This is a genomic window from Polaribacter sp. IC066, assembly GCF_007997085.1.
Classification (GTDB): domain Bacteria; phylum Bacteroidota; class Bacteroidia; order Flavobacteriales; family Flavobacteriaceae; genus Polaribacter.
The window spans coordinates 25,465-51,594 of sequence record NZ_VORR01000023.1; the positions used below are offsets into that span (position 1 = coordinate 25,465).

The 26,130-nt window shown below is 32.2% G+C and carries 16 protein-coding genes; 7 read left to right on the plus strand and 9 right to left on the minus strand.

Features of this window, described 5'->3' with window-relative positions:
- Nucleotides 1-734 precede the first annotated feature (734 nt).
- A complete protein-coding gene (locus tag ES044_RS09450) occupies nucleotides 735-4,325 on the minus strand; it encodes a methylmalonyl-CoA mutase family protein (RefSeq protein ID WP_147117831.1) in 3,591 nt (1,196 codons plus the stop codon).
- A 135-nt stretch (nucleotides 4,326-4,460) separates the two neighbouring features.
- Here ES044_RS09450 and ES044_RS09455 point away from each other — a divergent pair, with 135 nt between their 5' ends.
- Nucleotides 4,461-6,446 carry a urocanate hydratase gene (locus ES044_RS09455; protein WP_147117832.1) on the plus strand — a complete coding sequence of 662 codons (1,986 nt, stop codon included), beginning with the start codon at nucleotides 4,461-4,463 and terminating at the stop codon, nucleotides 6,444-6,446.
- Nucleotides 6,447-6,455: 9 nt separating this feature from the next.
- The gene (locus ES044_RS09460) at nucleotides 6,456-7,016 is read left to right on the plus strand and encodes a DUF4136 domain-containing protein (protein ID WP_147117833.1); all 561 of its coding nucleotides are present in this window, start codon (nucleotides 6,456-6,458) and stop codon (nucleotides 7,014-7,016) included.
- 401 nt (nucleotides 7,017-7,417) lie between these two features.
- On the opposite strand, the gene ES044_RS09465 is transcribed toward ES044_RS09460, so the two are convergent.
- The 4 genes from ES044_RS09465 to ES044_RS09480 all read right to left on the minus strand — a co-directional run bounded on the left by ES044_RS09465 (nucleotide 7,418) and on the right by ES044_RS09480 (nucleotide 11,469).
- Nucleotides 7,418-7,705, minus strand: coding sequence for a hypothetical protein (locus ES044_RS09465; RefSeq protein ID WP_147117834.1), 288 nt, complete (start codon nucleotides 7,703-7,705; stop codon nucleotides 7,418-7,420).
- A 123-nt stretch (nucleotides 7,706-7,828) separates the two neighbouring features.
- Complete coding sequence (locus ES044_RS09470; protein WP_147117835.1) at nucleotides 7,829-8,455, minus strand: response regulator; 627 nt, start codon at nucleotides 8,453-8,455, stop codon at nucleotides 7,829-7,831.
- Nucleotides 8,452-10,098 carry a sensor histidine kinase gene (locus ES044_RS09475; RefSeq protein WP_147117836.1) on the minus strand — a complete coding sequence of 549 codons (1,647 nt, stop codon included), beginning with the start codon at nucleotides 10,096-10,098 and terminating at the stop codon, nucleotides 8,452-8,454. Before ES044_RS09475 ends, ES044_RS09470 begins: the two co-directional genes overlap by 4 nt.
- A 345-nt stretch (nucleotides 10,099-10,443) precedes the next feature.
- Nucleotides 10,444-11,469, minus strand: a complete 1,026-nt coding sequence (locus tag ES044_RS09480; protein ID WP_147117837.1) for a glutamine synthetase beta-grasp domain-containing protein — start codon at nucleotides 11,467-11,469, stop codon at nucleotides 10,444-10,446.
- A 162-nt stretch (nucleotides 11,470-11,631) separates the two neighbouring features.
- Between ES044_RS09480 and ES044_RS09485 the strand changes: the two genes are divergently transcribed.
- The 3 genes from ES044_RS09485 (at nucleotide 11,632) to ES044_RS09495 (ending at nucleotide 17,291) form a co-directional block, all read left to right on the plus strand.
- Nucleotides 11,632-13,815, plus strand: coding sequence for a glutamine synthetase III (locus ES044_RS09485; protein ID WP_147117838.1), 2,184 nt, complete (start codon nucleotides 11,632-11,634; stop codon nucleotides 13,813-13,815).
- Nucleotides 13,816-14,264: 449 nt separating this feature from the next.
- Nucleotides 14,265-15,458, plus strand: a complete 1,194-nt coding sequence (locus tag ES044_RS09490) for an AIR synthase related protein (protein WP_147117839.1) — start codon at nucleotides 14,265-14,267, stop codon at nucleotides 15,456-15,458.
- A gap of 549 nt (nucleotides 15,459-16,007) precedes the next feature.
- A complete protein-coding gene (locus ES044_RS09495; RefSeq protein WP_147117840.1) occupies nucleotides 16,008-17,291 on the plus strand; it encodes an ATP-binding protein in 1,284 nt (427 codons plus the stop codon).
- A gap of 65 nt (nucleotides 17,292-17,356) precedes the next feature.
- Here the strand turns inward: ES044_RS09495 and ES044_RS09500 are convergent, their stop codons facing one another.
- Nucleotides 17,357-17,785 carry an Lrp/AsnC family transcriptional regulator gene (locus ES044_RS09500; protein WP_147117841.1) on the minus strand — a complete coding sequence of 143 codons (429 nt, stop codon included), beginning with the start codon at nucleotides 17,783-17,785 and terminating at the stop codon, nucleotides 17,357-17,359.
- A 141-nt stretch (nucleotides 17,786-17,926) separates the two neighbouring features.
- Here ES044_RS09500 and ES044_RS09505 point away from each other — a divergent pair, with 141 nt between their 5' ends.
- The gene (locus tag ES044_RS09505) at nucleotides 17,927-18,637 is read left to right on the plus strand and encodes a sulfite exporter TauE/SafE family protein (RefSeq protein WP_317131209.1); all 711 of its coding nucleotides are present in this window, start codon (nucleotides 17,927-17,929) and stop codon (nucleotides 18,635-18,637) included.
- On the opposite strand, the gene ES044_RS09510 is transcribed toward ES044_RS09505, so the two are convergent.
- Nucleotides 18,626-19,069 carry a hypothetical protein gene (locus ES044_RS09510; RefSeq protein WP_147117843.1) on the minus strand — a complete coding sequence of 148 codons (444 nt, stop codon included), beginning with the start codon at nucleotides 19,067-19,069 and terminating at the stop codon, nucleotides 18,626-18,628. The two genes, ES044_RS09505 and ES044_RS09510, sit on opposite strands and share 12 nt — an antisense overlap.
- A gap of 68 nt (nucleotides 19,070-19,137) precedes the next feature.
- On the opposite strand from ES044_RS09510, the gene prfA reads away from it, so the two are divergent.
- Nucleotides 19,138-20,214, plus strand: coding sequence for a peptide chain release factor 1 (gene prfA / locus ES044_RS09515; protein WP_147117844.1), 1,077 nt, complete (start codon nucleotides 19,138-19,140; stop codon nucleotides 20,212-20,214).
- A gap of 1,346 nt (nucleotides 20,215-21,560) precedes the next feature.
- Here prfA and ES044_RS09520 read toward each other — a convergent pair.
- Together ES044_RS09520 and glgB are read right to left on the minus strand one after the other, a co-directional pair.
- On the minus strand, nucleotides 21,561-23,966 hold the full coding sequence (locus ES044_RS09520) for a glycoside hydrolase family 31 protein (RefSeq protein WP_147117845.1): 2,406 nt from the start codon (nucleotides 23,964-23,966) through the stop codon (nucleotides 21,561-21,563).
- A gap of 256 nt (nucleotides 23,967-24,222) precedes the next feature.
- Nucleotides 24,223-26,130, minus strand: a complete 1,908-nt coding sequence (gene glgB, locus ES044_RS09525; protein ID WP_147117846.1) for a 1,4-alpha-glucan branching protein GlgB — start codon at nucleotides 26,128-26,130, stop codon at nucleotides 24,223-24,225.

Below are 26,130 nucleotides of genomic sequence, written 5' to 3' on the forward strand. Positions count from 1 at the left end.
ACGAAAAGTGAAAAAATCAGATATTCTTATTTATCAATGATATTGGGTTTTAACGATTCTATGTTTTCGAGATTTCACAAACAGATACCGCCCAAAAGCGGCATAAGCGATTCACACAATAATTCGAAAAGAGAAAAAATCACATATTTCAATTTATAAAGAAGACCTCACAGGTTTTTAAAACCTGTGAGGTCTGTTATGAAGAAACCTTATTTGGAATCTATATACTAAAGGTTATAATTTAATCCAACTATAAAGTTTTTATCATATATTTAATTGATTTTCATTAATGAATAGCGAAATTAAAAATTTACATATTTCAATTTATCAATGATATTGGGTTTTAACGATTCTATATTTTCGAGATTTCACAAACAGATACTGCCCAAATTCGGCATAAGCGATTCACACAATAATGCGAAAAGAGAAAAATCACATATTTCAATTTATAAAGAAGACCTCACAGGTTTTTAAAACCTGTGAGGTCTGTTATGAAGAAACCTTATTTGGAATCTATATACTAAAGGTTATAATTTAATCCAACTGTAAAGCTTTTATCATATATTTAATTGATTTTCATTTATGAATAGCGAAATTAAAATTTATATATTCCAATTTATTAATTAGATTAGGTTTTAACGATTCTATGTTTTCGAGATTTCACAAACAGATACCGCCCAAAAGCGGCATAAGCGATTCACACAATAATGCGAAAAGCATTATTGGTTCTCTGCTTACATGTTTCTTCTATATTGTCCACCAACCTTAAATAAAGCTTCCGTAATTTGCCCTAAAGAACAAACTTTGGTTGCTTCCATTAATTTGTCAAATAAATTTTCATTTTGAATCGCTGTTTCTTGTAAAATTTCAATTTGTTCTTTAACAGCTTCAATATTTGCTTTATTTAGCTGTTCTTTTGTTTTAATCTGATATTGCTTTTCCTCTTCGGTTGCTCTGATTATTTCTTCTGGCTGCACTGTTGGCGATCCTTTAGAACTCAAAAAGGTATTCACACCAATAATCGGGAATTCTCCATTGTGTTTCAACGTTTCATAATACATACTTTCTTCTTGTATTTTAGAACGCTGATACATGGTTTCCATGGCACCTAAAACGCCACCACGTTCTGTAATTCTATCAAATTCTAACAACACTGCTTCTTCTACTAAATCGGTTAATTCTTCAATGATAAACGCACCTTGAATCGGATTTTCATTTTTTGTCAATCCCAATTCTTTGTTGATAATCAACTGAATTGCCATTGCTCTTCTTACAGATTCTTCGGTTGGCGTTGTAATTGCTTCATCATAGGCATTGGTGTGCAAAGAATTACAGTTGTCATTAATTGCATATAACGCTTGCAACGTAGTTCTAATATCATTAAAATCAATTTCTTGCGCGTGTAAAGAGCGTCCAGAAGTCTGAATATGATATTTTAACATTTGTGCTCTTGAGTTTGCGCCGTATTTTAACTTCATCGCTTTTGCCCAAATTTTACGGGCAACACGACCAATTACAGAATATTCAGGATCAATTCCGTTTGAAAAGAAAAACGATAAGTTCGGTCCAAATTTATTGATGTCCATTCCACGTGATAAATAATATTCCACATAGGTCAATCCGTTAGACAGGGTTAATGCCAATTGTGTAATTGGGTTTGCACCAGCTTCCGCAATATGATACCCAGAAATAGAAACCGAATAAAAGTTTCTAACTTGCTTTTCAATGAAATATTCTTGTACATCACCCATTAAACGTATCGCAAATTCCGTAGAAAAAATACAGGTATTTTGTGCCTGATCTTCTTTTAAAATATCTGCTTGTACTGTTCCTCTAACTTGCGCTAAAGTTTCCTTTTTTATCTGTTGATAAACTTCTTGCGGTAAAATTAAATCTCCCGTCAACCCTAAAAGCATCAATCCTAAACCATTGTTTCCTTCTGGTAATTTTCCTTGATATAAGGGTCTTTCTAAATCTTTTGAATCGTAAATTTCTTTAAATTTCGTTTCAACTTCTTTTTCTAGTTGATGTTCTGTAATGTATTTCTCACAATTCTGATCAATAGCCGCATTCATAAAGAAACCCAAGAGCATTGGCGCGGGCCCATTAATTGTCATTGAAACAGAAGTCATATGATGACTTAAATCAAAACCAGAATATAATTTTTTAGCATCATCTAAACAACAGATAGATACACCTGCATTTCCAATTTTACCGTAAATGTCGGGTCTGTGTCCAGGATCATTTCCATATAAAGTAACCGAATCAAACGCAGTAGACAAACGTTTTGCGTCCATTCCTAAACTCACATAATGAAATCTACGATTCGTTCTTTCTGGGCCGCCTTCACCAGCAAACATTCTTGTTGGGTCTTCACCTGTTCTTTTAAACGGATACAAACCTGCTGTAAAAGGAAATTCTCCAGGAACATTTTCTTGTAAATTCCAGCGCAATAAATCTCCCCAAGCTTTGTATTTTGGTAAGGCTATTTTCGGAATTTGAGAATGCGATAAAGATTCTGAGTGTGTTTCTATTTTTATTTCTTTATCACGAACTTTAAAGGTATAAATAGGATCCTTATATTTCTGAACCTTTTCTTTCCAGTTTAAAATAATTTCCCAATTGTAAGGATCAAAATTTAGTTTTATTTTTTCGAACTGCGCTAGCAGTAATTTTAAGAAAAATAGTTGAGATTCTTGATCAATTTTTTCTCCATTTGTCTGAATGGTACTAGGTTCGATATTTTTAAAATAGGCAAGAATTTCTTCTTCGTCAAGTCCTGTTTTTATAATATAAGAGTGCTCTGCTCCTTGCAATGAAATAGGATCTTCTAGTATTGATAAAATCGTTTGATAAATTCCATATAATTTTTGAGCAACAACAACTTGTGTATCAACGTTTTTGTCATAGGCTCTATTACTTTCTGCGATTTCAGATAAATAACGAACTCTTGCTGGCGGAATTACAAAAATCTTTTCAGACATTTCTTTCGTAATTTCTAGGGTCGATTTTAAATCAACGCCAGTTTTTTCGACCAACTTATCCATAATACCTTTGTACAAAGTATTCATTCCTGGGTCGTTAAATTGCGATGCAATGGTGCCATAAATAGGCATATCATCCATATGAATATGCCACAAATTATTGTTCCGCATATATTGCTTTTTTACATCTCTAACAGCATCTAAAGCACCTCTTTTATCAAATTTGTTAATGGCAACCAAATCGGCAAAATCAAGCATATCAATTTTTTCTAACTGTGTTGCAGCACCAAACTCGGGTGTCATTACATACAAAGAAGTATCAGAATGTTCGATAATTTCGGTATCTGATTGTCCAATTCCCGAAGTTTCTAAAATAATTAAATCGAATTCAGCCGCTTTTAAAACTTGTACCGCTTCATTTACATATTTAGATAATGCTAAATTAGATTGACGCGTTGCCAAAGAACGCATATAAACACGTTCATTATTAATGGCATTCATTCGAATTCTATCGCCTAAAAGTGCGCCACCAGTTTTTCTTTTAGAAGGATCAACAGAAATTAAACCTACAGTTTTTTCAGGAAAATCAACTAAAAAACGACGAACTAATTCATCAACTAAAGAAGATTTACCAGAACCACCAGTTCCTGTAATTCCTAAAACAGGAGTAGAAGCCCCTTCTAGCTTCCCTGAATGGGAGGAACTCCAATCTTTATGGAATATTTGCTGAAAATCTATATGGTTATTTTCTGCAAGTGATATCAATCGGGCAATTGTTTTTGCATCTTTATTTTTTAAGTTTTCTAAAACTTTATCATCTCCTAACTCGAACAACCAGGAACCGTCTTCATTACAAACTTTTGGGTCAGATACTTGCTTTTGTCCTTTCTTAATCTCGGGTTGGGCTTTTTCAGCTGTTTGTACCAAATCATTAATCATTCCTTGTAAACCCATAGAGCGCCCATCATCTGGTGCATAAATTCTCGTTACCCCATACTCCATTAATTCCTTAATTTCTTCAGGAAGGATTACGCCACCACCGCCACCAAAAATCTTGATATGCGTTGCATTTTTTTCTTTTAACAAATCGTACATATACTTAAAGTACTCATTGTGTCCTCCTTGATAAGAAGTAATTGCAATGGCATTTACATCTTCTTGAATGGCACAATTAACGACTTCTTCTACAGATCTATCATGGCCTAAATGAATCACTTCAACTCCTGTAGACTGTATAATTCTTCGCATAATATTAATGGAAGCATCATGGCCATCAAAAAGAGCAGCTGCAGTTACAATTCTAACTTTATGGGTAGGTTTATAAGGTGGTATTTGTTTCATTCGTAATAAATGTTAGGTTTTAAGAGTGCAATTTACGAAAATCTTAAAAAATACCGTAAATCTTTAGCATTTTTAAAATATGATTTCTAAAAAAGAAATATATTTGTTTTTCGATCACTTTTTTAAGCTGAACATATGACTTTTAAAGAACAAATTCAACAAGGAATTCCTACTATTTTACCTTTAAAAAAGGAATACGATGTCGCTATAAATCATGCGCCAAAAAGAAAAGAAATATTATCTGCGGATGAAAAGAAGTTGGCACTTAAAAATGCCCTGCGTTATTTTGATACAAAACAACATGCAGAATTATTGCCTGAATTTGCTGATGAGTTAAAAAAGTATGGTCGTATATATATGTATCGCTTTAAACCAGATTATAAAATATACGCAAGAGCTATTACCGCATATCCAGGGAAATCTGAACAAGCAAAATCGATTATGTTAATGATTCAGAATAATTTAGATGATGCTGTAGCGCAACATCCTTATGAATTAATTACCTATGGAGGAAATGGCGCCGTTTTTCAGAATTGGGCACAATACCTATTAACGATGCAATATTTATCAGAAATGACAGATAAACAGACACTAACAATGTATTCTGGTCACCCTATGGGATTATTTCCATCTAACAAAAATGCACCAAGAGTTGTGGTTACCAACGGAATGGTAATTCCGAATTATTCAAAACCAGATGATTGGGAGAAAATGAATGCGTTGGGTGTTTCACAATACGGACAAATGACGGCAGGTAGTTATATGTATATTGGTCCGCAAGGAATTGTTCACGGAACAACAATCACGGTGTTAAATGCTTTTAGAAAAATAAACAAAGAACCAGCAGGGAATTTATTTGTAACGGCCGGACTAGGCGGAATGTCTGGCGCGCAACCAAAAGCAGGAAATATAGCTGGTTGTATTACGGTTTGTGCAGAGGTAAATCCGAAAATTACACAAGTTCGTTTAGAGCAAGGATGGATCGATGAAAAAATTACAGATGTAGCTGCATTAATTGCTAGAGTAAAATTAGCAAAAGAGCATAAAGAAATTGTTTCGCTAGCGTATTTAGGAAATATTGTGGATGTTTGGGAAAAGTTTGACGAAGAAAACGTTCATATAGATTTAGGATCAGATCAAACTTCGTTGCACAATCCTTGGGCTGGAGGGTATTATCCTACAGGAATTTCTTTTGAGGAAGCCAATATAATGATGGCAGAAAATCCGAATTTATTTAAAGAAAAAGTACAAGAAACCTTAAGAAGGCATGCAACTGCAATTAATAAACATACGGCAAAAGGAACGTATTTTTTCGATTATGGAAATGCTTTTTTATTAGAAGCAAGCAGAGCAGGAGCAGCTGTAATGGCAGAAAATAATATCGATTTTAAATATAACAGTTATGTACAAGATATTATGGGACCCATGTGTTTTGATTATGGTTTTGGTCCGTTTCGATGGGTTTGTGCTTCAGGGAAGCCAGATGATTTAGCAAAAACAGACAAAATTGCTTGTAAAGTTTTAGAGAAAATAAAGAAACATTCTCCAAAAGAAATTCAGCAACAAATGGCCGATAATATTCAATGGATAAAAGGCGCGAAAGAAAACAAGCTGGTGGTCGGTTCTCAAGCAAGAATTTTATATGCAGATGCAGAAGGACGTATAAAAATTGCCAAGGCATTTAACAAAGCCATCAAAAAAGGAAAAATAGGAAACGTGATTCTAGGAAGAGATCATCATGATGTTTCTGGTACGGATTCTCCTTATCGAGAAACATCAAATATTTATGACGGTTCTAAATTTACGGCAGATATGGCGATACAGAATGTAATAGGAGATAGTTTTAGAGGTGCAACGTGGGTTTCTATACATAATGGCGGTGGCGTTGGTTGGGGAGAAGTTGTTAACGGAGGTTTCGGCATGCTTATTGATGGTAGTAAGTCAGCGGCAAAACGTTTAGAATCAATGCTTTTCTGGGATGTAAACAACGGAATTTCAAGAAGAAATTGGGCAAGAAATAAGGAAGCTATTTTTGCCATTAAAAGAGCTATGAAATCAGAAAAAAATCTAAAAGTTACCATTCCTAACCTAGTAGATGATGTGTTATTAAAAAACCTATAAAACTTTTTTATGAAATATTTTAAATTTATAATTGTTGTATTTGCGTTAATGTTAACCTCTTGCAGCGCTATAAAAGTTACCACAGATTATGATACTCAAGTAGATTTTTCGAGATTTAACACATTCGCTTTTTACAAACCAGGAATAGACAAAGCCGATATTTCTAATTTGGATAAAAAAAGAGTTTTAAGAGCTATTGAAGCAGAATTATTGTTACAAGGTTTTGTAAAGTCAGATAATCCAGATATGTTAGTTAGTTTTTTTACAAAGTCTAGAGAACGTGTAAACGTGAATCAAAATCAAAACAATATGGGTTTTGGTTTTGGTTGGGGCATGGGCTGGAATCCTTGGATGATGGGAGGAATGAATAACAACAACGTAAATGTTTCGCAATTTACAGAAGGTACCTTGTTTGTCGATTTTATTGACAGAGAGAAAAAAGAATTAGTTTGGCAGGGAATAGGCACAGGAGCTTTAAAAATTGAGGATAGAGAGAAAAAAGAAGCTAGAATTAAAGAATTTGTAAAAGAAATTATTTCTCGATTTCCGCCAGAAAAAAGTAAAAAATAACTGAATTTAAACATTGTTTTCGGAAAAGAGAAATAAGAGCGCTTTGCTTTTAGAGTCAAAAGGCAAGAAACAGGAAACAAGAACCAAGAAACAAGAAACAAGACTAGATTATCACTAACTTAAAGCCAGATAAAAATAAGGATAGTTTTTTATTTCAAAATTAATTTCAAGAACAAGGTATCTTCTTAAAACAATCGTAATCCCTTTATTTTAAAGCGCTTTATGACCTTACACTATTTTTAATCGGATACGAATGGAATTTGAAATTATTTAGTTTCTAATTTTTTTTTAATTTTTTACTTGGAGGCACTTATTATTGAGGTTGTGTGCATACAAAAAACTCCGAAATTTACATTTCGGAGTTTTATTTTTATAGTTTACTTTAAAATTGCACTGTATATTTAATGTTTGAAGTTCTTGTATTTTGGGCCTGTTAATTTAGATCTTTTTGATTTTACAATAGTAACCAATTCTGTATCTTCTTTTTTATTTTCCCAGATTTTGTAATTCTTAAATTCAGAACCAATTAATTTATTTTTAGTAGTATTTGTATATATTACAATAGCTTCTATTTTATGCATCCAAGGTTTGTAATTTTTAAATTCTGGCCCTTGTAAATCATTTCTTTTTTGAGCAAAAGCAGCCGTAGTGATAAAAATAAATGCGAAAACTAAAATTAAGTTTTTCATAATAGATGTTTTTAAGTTTAGCTAAATACTATTAATTAGCTATCACAAAGTTACACCTTTAAAGAAGGTTTTGCTCTTATAAGAAATTTGGTATTTTGTATCCGTATTTATACGTATTTATGTTTATATAAGTTTGTTTTCTGTTGCTTTTTTTATGAGAGATGCAGTATTTTTAACTTCTAATTTTTTTAGAATATTTGCACGATGTGTTTCAACGGTACGCGTGCTAATGAATAATTTTAAAGCAATATCTTTTGTCGTGAATCCTTTACTTATTAAGATTAAAATTTCTGATTCTTTATTAGAAAGCTTTTTAACACTTGTGTGTTGTGTAGACATAAAATTAATCATTTTTTCAGAAATTACCTGATTAAAATACTTTTTCCCTTGGGCTACAATTCTTATCGCTTTTATCAACTCATATTCATCCGTATTTTTTAAAAGATAACTAAAGGCACCACTTTTTGCGCATTTTGCAATATAGTTACCGTCATCAAACATAGAAATTATAATTGGTTTTATAGAGCTTTTTAATTCAGCGAGTTTATCTAAAACTTCAAAACCATCTAGTTCGGGCATGGTTATGTCTAGCAAAACAATATCAATATCAGAATTTTTTAATATGAAATCTAAAAACTCTCTTCCGTTAGATAGTTCTGCCACAACTTCTATGTCTTTTTGCTTTTTTAGTAATTCAGATAGTCCAATTCTAAATAGCTTATGGTCATCAGTAATCACAATTTTAATCATAATTTTATTGGCATTTCAATTTCAATAATTGTTTTTTTTGCAGACTCAATTTGTAAAGTACCATCAAAAATTTCTACACGTTCTTTAATGTTTTTAATACCAGAACCTAGGTTTACTTTTTTTAAATCGAAGCCAGTGCCATTATCAAAATAATATAAGGACAAAAAATTATCAAATTCGGTTAATGAGATTCTTATTTTCGTTGCTTTTGAGTGTTTAATTGAGTTGTTAATTAATTCTTGAACAATTCTAAAGATATTTATTTCTTGTTCTTTACTTATTAGAGATGCTTCTTCTTTTGTTAAATCTTCAAAACGAATAGAGGCTTTAATAGATTTTTGAATATTTTCTACATAGCTATGTAAGGTAGCGCCAATTCCGAATTTATCTAAACTTGTAGGCATTAAAACATTCGTCATCTGTCTAATTTCATTAATTGTTGTATCAATCATTTCTTTTAAACTTTCTTTATGTTCGCCAGAATCAATTTTGTTTTGAACGTAAAGCTTTATAGTTGTTAATAAAGGGCCAACGCCATCATGAAGTTCTCTTGCTAGTCTTCTTCTTTCGTTTTCTAAATTACCTACTAATAAGCGCTTATTCGTTAAATTTATTTTGTTTTCTGCAGTTCTATACGCTTCTAGTTTGCCGCGCATTTTTATCAAACTTTTGCCAAGTAAGTCGTTCTTGCTTTTTGGTGTATAAGAGGTAGAGAGATTTAGTTTTCCTATATCAACAGAGAAATTAACAGCACCATCGATAGCGATTCTTAAGTTTTCTAAAGCATGAAACATTTCCATTATTTCAGTCGGACTTTTTTTTAAAATCAACTTTTGATTATAATTTCCTTTAGCCATTGTAAGCAAACTTTCTTGTATCTTTTTAATAGGGTTTGTAATAATTTTGGTTAAGAATAAAGAAAGTATACTTGATAATGAAATGATTATTAGCGTGAATAAAAATAGCTTATGACGCATTTCTTTTAGCGGAATCGTAACTTCATTAACATCGATTTCTGACAAAATAACCCAGTGTAAATAATCTATTTTTAAAGAACTATAAGCACTATACACATCAACTTTTCTATAGTCAAAAAAAAGACCTTCTCCCTCTTTTTGGTTTAGTGCATCTAATACACCTATTGTTTTTGCTTTTATTTTATAAGGGGTGGTTTCTGGAAAAAATCTAGATTGAGAGCGAAGTCTATAATCATTACCAACAATATAAGATTCTCCGCTAGCGCCCATTCCTGTTCGTTCTAATAGAATTTGTTTTATTTTTGGATATGGAATTACCTTTAACTCTCTTTGGTTATTTCTAATTCGAATTAAACTAATCGAAGTTTTTTTTGTGGGGTGTAAATGCGTTAAGTCGTAAATACCAGCATGTAAGTACTTGTCTTTTGGTAATTTAATTTCACTGCTATCAATAAACCGATCATTAGAATACTTGAAAGTGTTCCATTCTTTCTGAATTAGATCTTCTACTTGAATTTTTTTAAGTGTTTTAATTGAGTTTAAGTGAAATAAGATACGTTTGTCTAAAACCTTCGAAAATTCAAAGTAAAAAATTAAAGAAAGTATGATCACAACTAAAATTACTAAACTATTAATAATTAGTAAAATCCATTTCTTAACACTCATTTTTTAGACAGATTAAAGTTTTTTTGAAGTAATTAATAATTTATCAAACAATTATATTTCGTATTTATGATCTCAAATGAAAAGTTACTATTTTATTTTCTTATAGAAATATTTTTTGGCTAATGAAAATGTTATTTTGATGATTTGAATTCCATAAAAAAATAATCAAAGAGTTTAATGAGCTAGCTATTTTGGACTTCAAAAAATCAACTTTATTTGAAGTATGTAGGATAAAATACAATAACTACATACTCTTTTGCTAAATAACCTATTTGAAACTTAAAAAATAAAAAACTCCGAAACGTAAACTTCGGAGTTTTCAAATTTTGAATATAAATTTAAAATCTAGCTAATATTTGCAGATTTTACAGTTTTAATAATTCTACCTGCAATCTTGTATGGATCTCCATTAGAAGCTGGTCTTCTGTCTTCTAACCAACCTTTCCAACCTCTTTCTACTGTAATAATCGGAATTCTAATAGAAGCTCCTCTATCAGAAACTCCGTAAGAAAAATCGTGAATAGAAGCTGTTTCATGATCACCAGTTAAACGCTGATCGTTAAACTCACCATAAACCGCCATATGTTCTTTGACCAAAGGTCTAAAAGCTTCACAAATTTTCTCATATGTTTCTTGAGAACCACAAGTTCTTAAAACATTGTTAGAGAAGTTTGCGTGCATACCAGAACCATTCCAGTCCATATCTTTACCTAATGGTTTTGGGTGGTATTCAATATAATAACCGTGTTGTTCTGTTAATCTATCTAATAAGTAGCGAGAAACCCAAATTTCATCACCAGCTTGTTTTGCTCCTTTTGCAAATAATTGGTATTCCCATTGCCCAGAAGCAACCTCTTGGTTAATTCCTTCAAAGTTTAAACCTGCATCAATACACAGGTCAGCGTGCTTTTCTACAATTAATCTACCATGTGTATTTTTACCACCAACAGAACAGTAATACATTCCTTGTGGTGCCGGATAACCACCAATAGGGAAGCCTAAAGGCAATTGTGTTTTGGTGTCCATAATAAAATATTCTTGCTCAAAACCGAACCAGAAATCATTGTCATCGTCATCTATAGTAGCTCTTCCGTTAGAAATGTGTGGAGTTCCATCTGCCTTTAAAACCTCTGTCATTACAAGATACCCATTTATTCTTGTAGGATCGGGGTAAATAGCAACTGGTTTTAGTAAACAGTCAGAAGCACCGCCTGAAGCCTGTTTTGTAGAGGATCCATCAAAAGACCACAGGTCTAGTTCTTCTACTGTTCCTTTAAAGTCTTCATGTTCTTCAACCTTGGTTTTACTTCTCATGTTTTGAGTTGGAAAATATCCATCTAACCAAATGTATTCTAATTTAATTTTTGCCATAGTATCTTATAGTAATGTTGAGAATACAAAAATGTAATATTTTCCTAACATATCAAAAAAATGAGGGGTTAAATTTTGATTGTTACTTAAAAATAGTTTTATCCCTAATTTATATAGGGTATATTTGTGGTAATACTAAAATAACCTATTAAAAATCATATTATGTCAACAATTAGATTCTCGGCATTACAAGAAACCTTAAACAGAAAACCGATAAAGGTGATCGAAACTGAAAAAAGATCTGCTTTATTTGCTAAAAACGTTTTTAATAAATACGCTATGCAACAGTACCTTACCAGAGCTGCATACGAAAGTGTGATGAATGCGATTGGTAAAGGAACTAAAATTGATCGAAAAATTGCAGATCAGGTTGCCGTAAGTATGAAAGATTGGGCAATCTCTAAAGGCGCAACGCACTATACACATTGGTTTCAGCCACTTACGGGAGCTACCGCAGAAAAACACGATGCTTTTTTCGAATCAATCAACGGCGGTTTGGCCATGGAAAAGTTTGACGGCGAACAGTTAGTGCAACAAGAGCCCGATGCTTCTAGTTTTCCTAATGGCGGCATTAGAAACACGTTTGAAGCAAGAGGTTACACCGCTTGGGATCCTACATCACCCGCATTTATATATGAGACAACTTTGTGTATACCTACAATTTTTGTGGCGTATACGGGAGAAGCTCTAGACAATAAAACACCTTTATTAAGAGCTTTGCAAGCTATTGATACGCATGCAACTGCAGTTTGTAAATATTTTGATAAAAACGCCTCAAAAGTAAACGCAACTTTAGGTTGGGAGCAAGAATATTTTTTAATTGATGATGCTTTAGCACTTTCTAGACCCGATATTTTAATGACTGGCAGAACTTTATTAGGGCATTCTTCTGCAAAAGGGCAACAATTAGACGATCATTATTTTGGAAGTATTCCTGCAAGAGCCATGAGTTTTATGCAAGATTTAGAGCAAGAATGTATGTTATTAGGCATTCCTTTAAAAACAAGACATAATGAAGTTGCGCCAAATCAGTTTGAATTAGCACCTATTTTCGAAGAGGCAAATTTAGCAGTAGATCATAATTCACTGCTCATGGATGTGATGGAAAAAGTAGCAAGACGTCATCATTTTAAAGTATTATTTCACGAAAAACCATTTGCAGGCATCAATGGCTCTGGGAAACATAATAATTGGTCTTTGGCTACTGCTAATGAAACAAATTTATTGAGTCCAGGAAAAACCCCTATGAAAAATTTACAGTTTTTAACTTTTTTTATCAATACCATAAAAGCGGTGTATGAATATGAAGAATTGTTAAGAGCCTCAATTGCATCTGCAAGCAATGATCATAGGCTAGGAGCAAACGAAGCGCCACCTGCAATTATTTCTGTATTTATTGGTAGTCAATTATCAGCTGTTTTAGATGAGTTAGAAAACGTTACAAAAGGCAAATTATCACCGCAAGAAAAAACGGATTTAAAATTAAATATCATCGGTAAAATTCCTGAAATTTTATTGGACAACACAGACAGAAACAGAACCTCTGCATTTGCTTTTACAGGAAATAAATTTGAGTTCAGAGCGGTGGGCTCTTGGGCCAATTGTGCAAAGCCAATGACCGTTTTAAATACGATTGTTGCCAAACAATTAAAGGAATTTAAGATTGAAGTAGATGCTTTGGTCGACGATAAAAATCTTAAAAAAGACGAAGCTATTTTTAATGTATTAAGAGAGTATATTAAAGACTCTAAAAAAATTCGTTTTGAAGGTGATGGTTATGGCGGCTCTTGGGAAAAGGAAGCAAAAAAGAGAGGTTTAAGCAATAACAAAGAAACTCCCGAGGCACTTAAAGTAAAAGTTTCTAAAAAAACTATTGATTTGTTTGAGGAAATGGATGTGATGAATAAGATTGAGTTAGAGGCTCGCTATGAGATTGATTTAGAAGAATATACCAAGCGAATTCAAATAGAAAGCAGAGTTTTAGGCGATATTGCAAGAAATCATGTAGTGCCTACCGCTATTATTTATCAAAATACATTACTAGAAAATACCAAGAATTTAAAAGAAATTTTTGGCGAGGAATATAAAAGTATTGCAAAAGAGCAGATAGAATTTATCATGGTAATTTCTAATCATATTACCGAAATAAATGCGCTAACATTAAAAATGATCGGTGAACGCAGAAAAGCAAACAAACTGATCGGCTTAAAAGCAGCACAGTGTTATTGCGATAAAGTAAAACCGTTTTTTGAGGAAATTAGATATCATTGCGATAAACTAGAAACCCTGGTCGATGATAATTTGTGGCCATTAACAAAGTATAGGGAGTTGTTGTTTACGAGGTAAATAACAGTGAATACTGAGTTTTTCGAAATATGGGCGTTTTAACGGGCTTTTCACTGTATCTTTTTTGTGAAAAACAAAAAAGGATGCCGTTTCAATCCCTAACGCATATGGCAAGCTTACAAAGAAAGTACATCAAAAGAAGTTATAGAATTTTTAGACCTCACCGGCTCTTGTGCTGAACTCGATTCAGTATCAAAAGCCGGTGAGGTCTTTTAAGCGATAGAATTCCCCTTACGCGATGCATCGGTGGTCAAGAGAAAATTTTTAAAATACTGACTTTCATCAAACTAAAAATAAATTTTTTTCCGCTGACTGCCCATGATTTAGTGCATTTAAAAGTACAAGAAGATGTTTGTTTCTGTGTGGTCAGGTTTCCTTCAAACAAATTCATTTTGTTTTCTACTGTTTTTTTTAATCAAAAGCCTAAATTTGCCAGACAACACAACAACATGAGTCAAGAAGTTTCTAAAAGATACGCACAAAGAGGCGTTTCGGCATCTAAAGAAGATGTTCATAATGCCATTAAAAATATAGACAAAGGTTTATTTCCAAAAGCATTTTGTAAAATTGTACCAGATTATTTAACAAATGATGCTGATTATTGTTTGATTATGCACGCAGATGGTGCAGGAACAAAGTCTTCTTTAGCGTATATGTATTGGAGAGAAACTGGCGATATTTCTGTGTGGAAAGGCATTGCACAAGACGCTTTAATAATGAATATTGACGATTTATTATGTGTTGGCGCAACCAATAATATTATGTTATCCTCTACTATTGGTAGAAATAAAAGTAAAATTCCTGGCGAAGTGTTATCTGCAATTATAAACGGGACAGAAGAAATTATCGCAGATTTAAAAGGTTTTGGTGTTACCATTCATTCTACAGGAGGCGAAACTGCAGATGTTGGCGATTTGGTAAGAACTATTATTGTAGATTCTACCGTAACTGCAAGAATGAAACGCTCTGAAGTGATTGATAATGCAAACATAAAACCTGGCGATGTAATTGTTGGTTTAGAGTCTTTTGGACAAGCAACCTATGAAACTGAATATAACGGCGGAATGGGTTCTAACGGATTAACATCTGCAAGACATGATGTGTTTCATAAATATTTAGCAGAAAAATATCCAGAAAGTTTTGATGCCGCTGTTCCTGAAGAATTAGTGTATGCAGGCACTACAAAACTGACTGATAAAGTAGAGAATTCTCCTATTGATGCCGGTAAACTAGTGTTATCACCAACAAGAACCTATGCACCAATTATAAAAGAAATTTTATCGAAATATACTTCAGACACAATTCACGGAATGATTCATTGCTCTGGCGGCGCTCAAACTAAAATTTTACATTTTATAGACAATTTACATATTGTAAAAGATAATATGTTTCCAATTCCGCCATTATTTAAACTGATACAAGAACAATCAAATACAGACTGGAAAGAAATGTATCAAGTTTTTAATTGCGGACATAGAATGGAAATTTATGTTTCTCCAGAAGTTGCAGCAGCTATTATTGCCATTTCTAAATCTTTTAATGTGGCTGCCAAAATTGTTGGGAGGGTAGAGGCGTTAGAGGCGCATTTAAAAAAGGATAAGAAGCTAACGATTAAAAGTGAGTTTGGCGTATTTGAATATTAATTTAGAAAAAAAGAGAAACTACTTAACGAACAGGGCTCTGAATTTTTAAATACACGTAATATTTTTTAACGATATCTTCAGATGCTATCGCTTTAAAAAAAGATATTTTTTTTAAAGGAGACAGAAAATTATAAGAAACAGTATATTTTAGTGGTGTCTGATTAAAAATAGTTTAGGTTCATAAATCGTTTTAAAAGTTAGAGATTTCATTTGTTTTTAGCATTAATTTAAAAATAAAAAATTAGTGCTTTGTTTAACTGATTTAAAAGTAGTTATAATCTAGTTTAGTTTCTTTGTTTGCCGGCAGGTAGGTTCTAATAGCAAAGCGTTTTGTTGCTATGGTTTAGAATAATAATTAGATTTCTAAAATATTTCTGATCAATAGCAATTTTTAAAAAAGTAAATTAATTTAAATAGTTTTATCATATCTTTAGAGCTTAAAAAAGTGTTTGCGTGTTAAAATTAAACCTGTTTAAACCTTTTATTAAAAGAATTATTATAATCTTTTAACAAAACCCCCCTTTGGTCTCTGACCTAAATTTTAAACATATGGAAAAAGATGAAATCATTAAACAGCAGCTGCGTTTACAAGATTTATTAATTAGTATTTCTACAACATTTATCAATGCAGATTTATCAGATATTGATGAACTTGTTCAAAAGTCTCTAAAACAGGTAGGCGAATTCGTAAAAGCAGACAGAAGTTATATTTTTTCTTATGATTTTATAAATTATACCACGAGCAACACCTTTGAATGGTGTGCCGAAGGTATACAGCCAGAAATAGATAGTTTACAACATTTAAATTTAGATGGTTTTGTTACGCAATGGCTAGATGCTCATAAAAATGGGAAGGCTTTTTATTGCGAAGATGTAAGTCTTTTGCCCGAGGGTGGTGAGTTTGGTTTGCGGGCTATTTTAGAAGCGCAAGGAATTCAAAGCTTAATGACCATACCAAAAATAAAAAACAACGAATTAATTGGCTTTATTGGTTTTGATTCCGTTAAAAAAATTCACAAATACACTAAAAATGAAAAAGATATTCTTTTTGTCTTTGCAAATATGTTTGTAAATGTTATTCAAAGAAAAGAACATGAAGAACGAATAAAACAACAAGAACAGAAAAAAGAAGAATTATTAAGAGATTTATCGCTTCAAAATGAAGAGTTAAATGAATATGCTCAAGTTGTATCTCACGATTTAAAAGCACCATTAGTAAATATTCACACGCTAATTAATTGGTTTATCGATGACAATAAAGAGGCAATGGGAGAAAGCCTTTTAGCACCTTTAGACCAAGTATTATTTAATGTTGAAAAAATGGATTTTTTGATAAAAGGAATTCTTGATTACTCAACCGTAGACAGGTTAGAATCAAAAGACAGAGAAAACGATTTGAATGCAATGATGGAGGAGGTTTTAAAAACGATTTTAATTCCTTTTCATATAAAAATTACGGTTCAAGAAAACTTACCCGTTTTGTTCGGAAATGCGTTGAAATTTAAACAAGTTTTTCAGAATTTAATTCAAAATGCTATTAAGTATAGTGATAAAGAAGAAGGTGTCATTGAAATTGGTGCCTCTGAAAAAGGAGAATATTTTGAGTTCTTTATAAAAGATAACGGAATAGGGATTCATTCAGACTATTTTGAAAAGATCTTTAAGGTTTTTACCAAATTAGAAAGTATTAGTTCTTCGTCAGGAATCGGGCTTTCTATTGTGAAAAAAATTATCCAATTTTATAAAGGTGTTATCTGGTTAGAAAGCGAGGAAGGAATAGGAACTACTTTTTATTTTACAATTCCGAAGCAGGAAGTTCTTTTTTTAGATTGATGTAAAATAAAGGATTGGTAATTTTATAAACTGCTATTTTATTCACCATTTTTATTTAAAGCAAACTATAAAGTTTTGTCTTTTTTTATTTCTGATAAAATAAGGTGGGTCATCGTATCTCCATACTCTATCAATTTATCTATAAATTGTTGCAAATGCAATTGGTCTTTTAAAACAGCTCGAATGTGTATATTTTGCGAGCCTGTTATTCTGTAGGCTTCCTTTATTTCTGAATACTGATTCACATCTGCAATAAATAACTTAATTTTTCCGCTAAACAATTTCAAAATAATAATTACCTCTAGTGCAAAACCTAATTTAGCATAATCTACGTGCAATGAATAGGCCTTAATAATTTTAGCATCTTCTAATTTTTGAATACGCTCTCTTACCGAAGATGGTGAAAGGTGTATTTTTCTGCCAATATCAGCAAAAGAAGCCCTAGAATTTTGTTTTAATTCATTGATTATTTTGTGATCTATTCCATCTACCATTGATTCAATTATTTTTATTGTAAAAATACATTTTTTTAATATAATAAATCCACTTACTTCACGGAATCAATTTTATAAATCGTAAAGCAATGGGTAATTTTGACGCGTATAGAAACGTAAATAGGAGTAAGAATGAGTTTGATGATTTTATTAGTTGTGGGTTTGGGTATTTTTGCAGGTTTTTTTATTCAAACGTTAAGCGGTTTTGCAGGCGCTTTAATCGCTTTGCCTATTTTGCTCCTTGTTTTGGGTTTGCAAGATGCCATCGCTTATATTTCTATATTTTATTTTTTTTCGAGTGTTTATTTAATTGCGCAAGAATGGAAACATATCGATAGAAAAATTATTTTAAAACTAACTTTAGCTACAATTTTAGGAGTAGGTTTAGGTACCTGGGTTTTAGCACATGGCAAACCCATGTTTTTAAAAAAGGGTTTGGGTGTTTTTATTTTAGCGTATGTTATGTATAGCGTTTACGCAAAAGATAAAGTATTTAAACAGCCTAAACTCGAGTTTTTATTTGGACTTGCAGGTGGTTTTTTTTCAGGTTTATTTTCAACAGGCGGTCCTTTATATGTTATAGTTGTTAAGAATTCAGCGGTAACAATGAAAAGTTTTAGGGCAACAATGTTTGGCATATTGGGCTTAATAACGGCTATTAGAATTCCTTCGCTTTATACAGCGGGTATTTTAAATATGAACCAAGTATACTATTCATTGTATATAATGCCGTTTTTTATAGTAGCTATTTATTTAGGAAAAAAAGCATACGCTAAATTAAACGAGGTCGTTTTAAAAAGAGGTGTTTTAGCGTTACTTTTTTTATCGGGTATGATGTTACTATTGAAGTAGTGGTAATTTCTCAAAAACAAAATCAATTCTAAAAGCATCTGCAGAAATAATAGCTTTTAATTGTTCATCTTCTAGAGAGTATTTTATTTTTTTCGGGAATTCGTTTTCCGCATTTACACAAACAAAAGAAGTTGCTGTTTGTTGTATAAACTTAAATAAAGTTGGTTCTTCATTAGCCCTTTCTACGGTTAGATGTAAGGTGTCATTTATAGAAACAATACTCAATATTTCTTTAATATTAGTTTTGGTTCCTTGCTTTGTGTAGCTTAAACCCTTAAAATTGGAGTTCCACGTTTCAAAGGTTTTATTTTCAGGTTTGTCATCTAAACGCATCCAATGTCCAATTAAAAAAGAAGGTTTTTGAGTTTTATTTTTTTCGTTTTGGCAAGACAAGAAAAATATAAAACAACATACTAAAAGTGCCGCTCTCATAAAAAAGAATGTTTTTATAAATATACCCATAAAATTTGTAAATTCGCAAACCAAGAAATGCGTAGAAAATGTTAGATAAATTAAGAATTGTTAAGCAACGTTATGATGAAGTTTCTGATTTAATTATTCAACCAGAAATTATCATGGATCAGAAGCGTTATGCGCAACTGATGAAGGAGTACAAAGATTTAGGCAAGGTTGTTAGAAAGGGCGATGAATATCAAACTTTAATAAACAATATAGAAGAGGCAAAAGAAATTCTTGCAGATGGCTCGGATGCAGAAATGAACGAGATGGCAAAGATGGAAATCGATGAGGCCAACAATAGAATTCCAGAACTAGAAAATGAAATTAAGTTTTTATTAATACCAACAGATCCAGAAGATTCTAAAAATGCCGTGGTAGAATTACGGGCAGGAACCGGAGGAGATGAAGCAAGTATTTTTGCAGGAGATTTGTTTAGAATGTATTCTAAATATTGTGAGAGTAGAGGTTGGAAAGTTTCTACAGTAGATTATTCTGAAGGAACAAATGGTGGTTTTAAAGAAATTCAGTTTGAAGTAAATGGAGCGGATGTTTACGGAACTTTGAAGTTTGAAGCCGGTGTGCATCGTGTACAAAGAGTACCGCAAACAGAAACACAAGGACGTGTGCATACATCTGCAGCAACTTGTATGGTTTTTCCGGAAGCAGAAGAGTTTGATGTAGAAATAAATCCGAAAGACGTAAGAATTGATTTTTTCTGTTCTTCAGGACCAGGAGGTCAGTCTGTAAATACAACGTATTCTGCAGTTCGCTTAACACACACACCAACCGGATTGGTTGCGCAGTGTCAAGATCAGAAAAGTCAGCATAAAAATAAAGAGAAAGCTTTTAAAGTATTGCGTTCTCGTTTATATGATATGGAGTTAGCAAAGAAAAATGCAGAAGACGCTTTAAAGCGTGGTTCTATGGTTTCTTCAGGAGATAGAAGTGCAAAGATTAGAACGTATAATTATGCACAAGGAAGAGTTACAGACCATAGAATTGGATTATCATTATATGATTTACCTAATATTGTAAATGGTGATATTCAGAGAATTATTGACGAATTGATGCTAGCAGAAAATACAGAAAAATTAAAGTCATTAGCAGACGGAATTTAAGTTCTTGTCTTTACCCATAAAAAAACCTCAAAACTTGTATTGAGGTTTTTTTATGGGTAAAATTTTAAAATCATTAATGCCTGATTAAAAATATTTATGAGTTTAATAAACCTTGCTGAAATAAAGGGTTCAACGAATTTTTTAAAGATACCTTACTTTTTTGAAAATAACTTCATAAGGATAAAGTAAATGGTTTTATTTCAAATTATGTGTTTTTGTCAGATAGTTAGGATCAAGTATTGCTTCTCGGTTCTAGAAGCGGAGCACTCTTGAGTCTTTTATCTGACAATCATATTTTAAAATAAAAAAAAAGCGACCATAGTTCTAGAACTAGAGGTCGCTTCTTTTTCAAAGCATAATTACTGGGGGTACATAATTATAATACAAATTTACACTACATTTTAGAAGTACACAATCCCTGTTTACCATGATATTTGCCTCTCCATGTAAACAAGGAGACACCTCCATGTAAACAGGGAGACGCCTCTAAAAATTTAATAAATAAAGGTTTTTATTTATGAACCAAATGTGGCTCTGTAACTAGTTTTTTTAAGTTTTGGCAGAGGTTAACGTATTTTAGATTGATTTACTTTTTACTTTATTATTTTGAGTAGACGTAAGTCTAAAAGATGAAGGCTGTAAAACACTATTAATTTTAGAAGAATATAGAAGATAGTGTAAGCTTGGTTGCTTTTTGGCAGCTATAGATGTAAAGGGTTAGAGCAATTTTAAGGATGCTTAAGAATAGAGATTGTTCTGATACTATAATTTATACCAAATTAGGCTAATAATGCCGTAATAAATCGTTTCTTTTTCGCTTACCCTTCATCAAAAATAATTACCGTAACGATGCTATGCTAATTACTTTTCATTTCAATTAATCAAAAAATAATTCAATTTAGTTGCACGTCACTATAAAACTAAATTGGTATTAGTTCGTCGTGACAAAATCTATATATGATGAAAGGTGATCTTTAGAAAACTTTTGATGAATTGATAGCTACCAAAAGGCATTAAAATTATTAAGAGACGAAAATTAAAATCGGATTTTTAAAATACAAAGAGTACCAAATAAATGATAATTTTTGTGGAGGCAATTGTAAACCGAAAAAAAAGCAACCCTAGTTTAGGGAACTATAAGTTGCTTCTTTTTAAATCAAATAATTAAAATACAATTCTAAAAACAATTAAATTATTGGGGGATTAATAATTATATAACAAAGCTACACTACATTTTAATACTACATAATCCCTGTTTACCATGATATTTACGTTTCCTTGTAAACAGGGAGACGCCTCCCTGTTTACAAGGAGACGTCTCTAAAACTTTTAATACATAAAGCTGATTATTTACCAAATAAATGCAATTCTGTAAATTCTTTATTTACAGTGATAGATTGAGATGTACTCGTTTCAGATTGATTTATTTCTACTTCTACGTTGTCTATTTGCACAGAAGTAATCGTAAAAGGTAAATTGTGCAAAACAATATTAAATTTACTGTAGGCTGCATCGAATGTACCTTCTTTAAATTGCTGCAAAATAAATTCTTTCTTTTTTCCAGTTAATTTAAAATTACGTAAACTATATCTTCCTTTCTTATAATCATATCCATCGTGAGCATCATCATATAATTGAGATTTTTCTTTACCAAGTTTGTAATAAACATCTAAAGTAACTTCATCAAACTTCTTTTGGTCTACATATTGTTGCACAGGATATTTAGGAATTACAGCACCTTCTTTTACAAAGATTGGCATGCTATCTAAATCTGCATCTACCCACATTTCTTTTCCGCCTTGTACAATTTCATCAGTCCAGAAATTATACCAATTACCTCTAGGAACATACATTCTTCTTCCTTTAGCGTTTGGCTCTAGAATAGGACAAATTAAAAGGTGTTCACCATAAATAAATTCGTCACTTCTATAATGTGTATGTACATCTTCTTGATCAAATAAGACCAAAGACTTTAAAATTGGCGTTCCTTTATCGATATGATTCCAAAAAGCAGTGTATAAATACGGTAAAAGTTGGTATCTAATTTCTACAAACTTTCTAACAATATCGGTAATTTCTTCACCAAAAACCCAGGGTTCTTGATTTCCGTGATCTCCAGAAGAATGAACTCTACAAAAAGCATGAAAAACGCCTAATTGAATCCACCTTGCAAAAAGTTCTCCTTGAGGTTGCTCTGCAAAGCCACCAATATCAGATCCTGCAAAAGAGAAACCAGACATGGCCATTCTTTGTGCTTGGTTATTTGCTATGGCTAAATGTTCCCAAGTGGCAACATTGTCTCCCATCCAAGTAGAGGTATAACGTTGTGCGCCAGAATAAGCAGATCTTGTAATTACAAAAGGTCTTTTTGGATATGCATATTTCTTTAAACCATGGTAGGTGGCACGCGCCATTTGCGTTCCGTAAATATTGTGTGCTTTTCTGTGTGAACAAGGATTTCCATCATAATCATGACGAACATCATCCGGAAAAGTTTTGTTAGGAACATCCATCACCGCAGGCTCATTCATATCATTCCAAACACCTTTTACGCCAATATCTTCTATTAATTCTTGAAACAAACCAGACCACCACTCTCTAACTTCTGGTTTTGTATAATCAGGAAAATAACATTCTCCAGGCCAAACTTTACCTTTCATATAAGGACCATCTGCACGTTTACAGAAATAATCTTTCTCTAAACCTTCTTTAAAAACATCGTATTCTAAATCTATTTTAATTCCTGGATCTATAATTACAACCGTTTTAAAACCATCATCTTCTAATTCTTTTACCATCCTTTTTGGGTCAGGAAAGTATTTTTTATCCCAAGTAAAACAACGGAAACCATCCATGTAATCTATATCTAAATAGATAGCATCACAAGGAATTTGTAAGTCTCTAAAGGTTTTTGTAATTTCTTTTACATTGCTTTCTGGGTAATAACTCCATTTACATTGATGAAACCCCAAAGCCCATAAAGGAGGTAAAGCATGAGGCTTCCCCGTTAAATCTGTATAGTTTTTTACAACGTCTTCCATTTGCGGACCGTAAATGAAATAGTAATTCATTTCGCCTCCTTGTGCCCAGAAACTAGTTACATTTCTTCTTTCATGTGCAAAATCGAAATGTGTTTTAAAAGTATTGTCAAAGAAAATACCGTATGCTTTGTTATCTTGAATTGCTGTATAAAACGGAATGGCTTTATAAATAGGATCTGTATTTTTACCAAACGCGTAAGAATCTGTTGCCCAGTTTTCAAAGCGTTTTCCTTTTAAGTTCACTTCTACAGGTTTATCGCCTAAACCGTAAAAACTTTCAGATTTTTGGCAAGTTTTACTCATTTTTACAATATCGCCACCATATTCGTAACTTTCTTCCCAATGAAAACCAATCTCATCTTGATTAATTAGCTTTAAATCGATGGCATCGTATAAGCTTACTTGCAAGCTTAATTTTTCTACTTTACAAATTAGTTTAGACGTTTTTATACTATAATGTGTTTTGTCTTCACTGACATCTAAAAAATTATAACCTCGTGATGCGTGTATCGTTACACCATAAGAAAAATCTTTTTCAAATTTACCAGACGTAGCATACCTAAATCTAATAACACTATCTCTAACAACGGTAACTTGTAAAACAACATTGTTTTTGGTAGTAAAATATAGGGTATCTACATCTTTCTTATAATCTATTATTTCTGAAGGAAATAAATTTCCTTTTTGTTCTAACTCTGTATTAACAATCATGATTTGTTTGATTTTTTGCTTATGAAAACTGTAAAGAAATCCTAAAAAATCAATTTTAAAATTTTCTTTACAATTCGGTAATAGTCTTAATATTGGGTAAAAGTATTGCTTATTTATGTATAATTAATTGATAAATACGTTCATTTTTATGCATCTATAAAGAATTTGGAAAGCCATAAATTGAAAGTCTTTTTTTATAAAGTGTAAAAAAAACACACTCTTTTTTTAGGAATACCATAACAAAAGAGCGCATTTTTTATTTGAATTTAAAGGCTAACATGCCTAAAGGTGGCAAGTTTAGTTCAATTGAGTGTTCTCTATTGTTCCATACCTTTGTATCTGATTTTAAGTTTTTATTCGTAAAACCGCCTGTGCCATTATATTGCTTGCTATCGCTGTTAAATATTTCTTTTAAAGAACCCGCTTTAGGCAGCCCTATTCTATACTCATTTCTAGGAACTGGTGTAAGGTTTAAAATAACAATTATATTCTCTTTTTCATGTTCTCCTTTTCTAATATAGGTCATTACCGAGTTTTGGTGATCTCCATGATCTATCCACTCAAAACCTTCATGAGAAAATTGCTTTTGATGCAGCGCAGGTTCACCTTTATATAATTTATTTAAGTCTCTTACTAAACTTTGTGCGCCCTTATGATAATCGTAGGCTAATAAATGCCAATCTAAACTTCCGTCAAAATCCCATTCAGAAGTTTGCCCAAATTCGCCACCTTGAAATAGTAATTTTGTTCCTGGATGCGTGTACATCAAACTATACAGAAGTCTTAAGTTTCCGAATTTTTGCCATTCATCACCAGGCATTTTAGCAACGATAGATTTTTTACCATACACCACTTCATCATGAGATAACGGCAGCATAAAGTTTTCTGTAAACGCATAGTTTAAACTAAATGTTAAATCGTTTTGATGATGTTTTCTATACATGGGGTCTTTTGCAAAATAACCCAAAGTGTCGTGCATCCAGCCCATCATCCATTTCATACCAAAACCTAAACCACCATCATAGATTGGTTTAGAAACTTTCGGAAAAGAAGTAGATTCTTCTGCAATGGTTTGCACATCAGGAAACGACTCATAAACAGCAGCATTCATTTCTTTAATAAAATCGATGGCTTCTAAATATTCGTTACTACCAAACATATTTGGTTCCCATTCACCTTCTTCTCTAGAATAATCTAAAAATAACATCGATGCAACGGCATCTACTCTTAAACCATCTGCATGGTATTGGTCTAACCAAAAGATAGCGTTACTAATTAAAAATGCTTTAATTTCATTTCTGCCATAATTAAAAATTAAACTTTTCCAGTCTTGATGGTAGCCTTTTCTTCTATCTGGATGTTCATATAAATGTGAACCATCAAAGAACCCTAAACCATGATCGTCTGACGGGAAATGCGAAGGAACCCAATCTAGTAATACGCCAATACCTGCTTCGTGAAATTTATCAACCAAAAATTTGAATTCATCAGGATACCCAAAACGAGATGTGGGTGCAAAATAACCGGTTAATTGATATCCCCAACTTGGGTCATACGGATACTCCATGATGGGCATAAACTCTACATGTGTAAAATTCATATCGGCTACATAATTCACCAGTTCGTCTGCCAATTCATAATAGCTTAAAAACCTATTTTCTTCGGTTTGTTTTTTCCAAGAACCTAAATGAACTTCATAAACAGAAAAAGGCGCATCTAACGCATTATGCTTCTTTCTATTTTTCATCCATTTTTTATCTTTCCACTGGTAATTATCTTCCCAAACTTGCGAAGCTGTTTTTGGTGGATGTTCACATCTTCTTGCAAAAGGATCAGCTTTTTCAGTAGTAATATCACTATTAGAACTGCGTATTTTATATTTGTAAATAGCACCTTTAGCAACTGCTGGAATAAAACCTTCCCAAATTCCGCTGCCATCCCAACGCACATTTAAGTGATGTTCTCCTTCTATCCAAAAATTAAAATCTCCAATAACAGAAACCGATTTTGCACCAGGAGCCCAAACTGAAAAATAAGTTCCTGCAATACCGTTTACGGTTGTAATATGCGAGCCAAATTTTTCGTATAATCGATAATGTTTGCCAGCTTTAAATAAATTAATATCAAACTCTGTAAAGAGCGTGTGTGCTTGTGTTTGTGCCAT